This is a genomic window from Agromyces binzhouensis, from assembly GCF_004135055.1.
GTDB lineage: Bacteria > Actinomycetota > Actinomycetes > Actinomycetales > Microbacteriaceae > Agromyces > Agromyces binzhouensis.
Genome location: NZ_SDPL01000345.1, coordinates 1 through 3,483, shown reverse-complemented (window position 1 = coordinate 3,483; position 3,483 = coordinate 1). Strand labels below are relative to the sequence as shown.

Genomic DNA, 3,483 nt, shown 5'->3' with positions numbered 1-3,483 from the left:
CGTCCCCGGACCCGCCGGGCGACGACGCCTCCGGTGGAGCCGCCGCCGCGGCATCCGGCACCAGGCCGAGCCGGGCCAGCACCGTGCTCGCCGCCTCGGGATCGGGCGTCAGCACCTCGACGCGCGACGAGCCCGAGCGTCGGAACTCGTCGAGCGTGCCCTGGGCGACGAGCCGACCCGCGCTCATCACGCCGACGTGCGTGCAGAGCTGCTCGACCTCCGCGAGCAGGTGGCTCGACACGAACACCGTGGTGCCGTCGGCCGCGAACGAGCGGATCAGCGAGCGCACCTCGCGCGTGCCCTGCGGGTCGAGGCCGTTCGTCGGCTCGTCGAGCACCAGCAGGTCGCGCGGCATGAGCAGCGCGTTGGCGAGCCCGAGGCGCTGCTTCATGCCGAGCGAGTAGGCACCGGACTTCTTCCGGGCGGCGTGCGAGAGGCCGACCCGGTCGAGGGCCTCGGCGACCCGGCGGCCGCGGGTGGACGGCGAGGCGTGCCGGTCGGCGGCGTCGAACCGCGCGAGGTTCGCCGCACCCGAGAGGAACGGCGCGAACGCGGGCCCCTCGACGAGCGCCCCGACGCGGGGCAGCACGTCGTCGAGCCCCTTCGGCATGTCCGTCCCGAGCACGCGGGCGATCCCGGATGTCGCACCCACGAGCCCGAGCAGCATGCGGATGGTCGTGGTCTTCCCCGAGCCGTTCGGCCCGAGGAACCCGAACACGGACCCGCGCGGCACGGCGAGGTCGATGCCGTCGACCGCGACCTGCGCGCGGAAGCGCTTGGTGAGCCCGTCGGTCTGGATCGCGAGGTCGCTCACCGGCGGCCCGTCAACGACCCGACTCGGCGACCTCGACGAGGGCGTCGACCGGGACCGATCCGGCCAGCACCCGACCGTCGTCGGTGAACAGCACCGACAGCAGCGAGGTCTGGAGCGCGCGACCGCCGTCGACGGCGACGGTCAGCGCGTCGAGCAGGTCGAGCGCCTCGCCCTCGGTGAACGGCGGCTCGGTGGCGGGCGCGACCGAATCCGCGCCGTCGGCGTCCGCGGAGTCGCCGCCCCCGGCTCGGTGCCCGGCCGTCATCTCCGCGACCGTCGCGGCATCGAGCTCGACCACCGTCGCCCAGCCCTCGCCGTGCACGATCGGTCGCGGCAGGTCGGCCGTGGCATCCGCCTCGGACTCGGCCCGCGCCTGCGCGTCGGCGATCCACTGCCTGAGCTCGTCGACCGTCGGCAGCGGCAGCGCCTCCTCCTCGACCGCGAACGCGTCGCTCGGCTCGAACGCGAACACCGCCGGGTCGGGCGCCGCGAACGAGACGTCGGTGAACCCGGTCTCGAACGCCGGCGCGTCGGCACCGCGCGCGGTGACGGATGCCGCGAGCGCCGCCCCGTTCTCCCCGTCGATCGCGACGCGGATCTCGCCGACGAGCGTCTCGTCGGTTCGCGGCTCGAGCACGAGCTCGTACGCGTCGCGGCCCGCGACGCGCCCGTCGGTCCCGACGGAGACCGCCGTGGTCTCGTCGAGCCGATCGAGCGCGCGGTCGAGCAGTTGCTGGGGGGTGGGCAACTGCTCGCCGTCGGGAAGTCCGGCCTCGGCCTCGGCCCTCGCCTCGTCGGCGAGGCGATCGAGCTCGGCCTCCAGCCCCTCGACGTCGGCGTCGTCCGCGACGCCCAGCCGGGTGGCGGTCTGCGTCTCGGAGTCGACGAACCATGCTTCGCCGGGGCTCAGGTACACGTTGCGCTCGGCCATCCGGTCGAGGACCTGCAGGCGTGCGTGGTCGCCGTCGAGGTAGACGTTCGCGTCGAAGCTCCCGGTCGCGAGGGACACCAGCTCTCCGAGCGTGTCGGATGCCGCGGCATCCGCCTCGGAGTCGTTCGCGTCGCTCGCGCCGCCGCCCATGAGCGTGCCGAGGTCGGGCAGGCCGAGCTCGGAGCGCTGCTCGATCGTGCCGGACAGCGCGTCGACGTCGCCGGCCTTCGCGAACGCGACGAGCTCCTCGGGAGTCTTGTCGGGCAGGTCGACCGACGCGTTCGCCTGCATCGGGACGAGGATGGCGAGCGCGATCGCGACGGGCACCCCGATGGCGGGAACGACGGTGCGGGCTCGGAAGCGGGACGGCCCGGTGCGGCGTGGGCTCATGTCCTCAGGCTACGCCCGCGCCGCCCGGCTCCGCCCGCTGCGGAGCGAACTGACAGGATGCCGACGAGCGTTCGGGAGGAACTTCCTGCCGGGGCCCGGCGTGTCGCGACGGGACACGCCGGGCGCAGGGCAGAACTTCCTCCCGAGGCGGTGCGGCTCAGGCGCCCGGGAGCGCCCGCAGCCGCGGCGCGAGGTCGCGCTCGAACAGCTGCAGGAAGCGACGCTGGTCATGGCCGGGCGCATGGAACACCAGGTGGTCGAAGCCCCAGTCGACGTACTGCCCGACCTGCGCGACCACCTCATCGGGGTCGGTGCCCACGATCCAGCGCTTCGCGATCTGCTCGATCGGCAGCGCGTCGGCGGCCCGCTCCATCTCGACGGGGTCGGTGATGTCGTGCTTCTGCTCCTTCGAGAGCGACAGCGGCGACCAGAACCGGGTGTTCTCGAGCGCGGCGTCCTCGGTCTCCTCGTACGAGAGCTTGATCTCGATCATCCGGTCGTACTGCTCGAAGGTGCGGCCGTCGGATCGGGCCGAGAGCCCCTCCTTCACGGCGGGCATGAGCTGGTCGGCGTAGAGCTCGGCCCCCTTGCCCGACGTGCAGATGAACCCGTCGCCGGCCCGGCCCGCGTACTTCGCGACCTGCGGCCCTCCGGCGGCGATGTAGATCGGCACGCCGCCGTCCGGACGGTCGTAGATCGACGCGTCGTGCGTCGAGTAGTACTCGCCCTCGAAGCTGACCTGGTCCTCGCCGCTCCAGAGGGCTCGCATGAGCCGCACCGCCTCGCGGAGGCGTGCGTAGCGCTCGCGGAACTCCGGCCACTCCTGCGCTCCGGCGCCCTGGAAGCCCGTCGCGATCTCGTTGAGCGCCTCGCCGGTGCCGAAGCCGGCGATGACGCGGTCGGGGTACAGCACGCCGAGCGAGGCGAACGCCTGCGCGAGCACCGCGGGGTTGTACCTGAACGTCGGCGTCATCACGCTCGTGCCGATCTTCACGCTCGAGGTGCGCTCGCCGACCGCGGCCATCCAGGTGAGCGAGAACGGCGCGTGCCCGCCCGTGTGCCGCCACGGCTGGAAGTGGTCGCTCGTCCACACCGACTCCATGCCGTGCGCCTCCGCGGCGACCGCGATCTCGACGAGCTCGCGCGGGTCGAACTGCTCGGCGCTGGCCTTGTATCCGAGGGTGAGGGTCACGATGCTGCCTTCCTGTCTGCGCCGTGGGGCGCGATTGCGGCGCCCATGGGCGCGGTCGGTGGGTCGATCGGATGCCGCGGGCCGCGGCCGTCGTCGGGGCTGAGGCGCTCGGCGAGACCGCGGACCACCGCTGCGGTCCGGGCGCGGACGCCGAGC

3 protein-coding genes are annotated in these 3,483 nt (G+C 73.5%); all 3 read right to left on the bottom strand.

Annotated features, from left to right (window positions below; genetic code table 11):
* Positions 1–814 (bottom strand): ABC transporter ATP-binding protein (locus tag ESO86_RS13835; protein ID WP_129235528.1); only part of this gene is annotated, 814 nt, incomplete at its 3' end.
* Between the two features lie 10 nt (positions 815–824).
* Positions 825–2,135 (bottom strand): LolA family protein, encoded by a 1,311-nt coding sequence (locus ESO86_RS13830; protein WP_129235527.1) that lies wholly within the window; start codon positions 2,133–2,135, stop codon positions 825–827.
* A 157-nt stretch (positions 2,136–2,292) separates the two neighbouring features.
* Positions 2,293–3,327 (bottom strand): glucose-6-phosphate dehydrogenase (coenzyme-F420), encoded by a 1,035-nt coding sequence (gene fgd / locus ESO86_RS13825; RefSeq protein WP_242492375.1) that lies wholly within the window; start codon positions 3,325–3,327, stop codon positions 2,293–2,295.
* Positions 3,328–3,483: the final 156 nt, after the last annotated feature.

Coding starts and splice junctions, on each gene's coding strand:
- ESO86_RS13830 (WP_129235527.1), bottom strand. CDS start 2,135: ATGAGCCCACGCCGCACCGGGCCGTCCCGCTTCCGAGCCCGCACCGTC.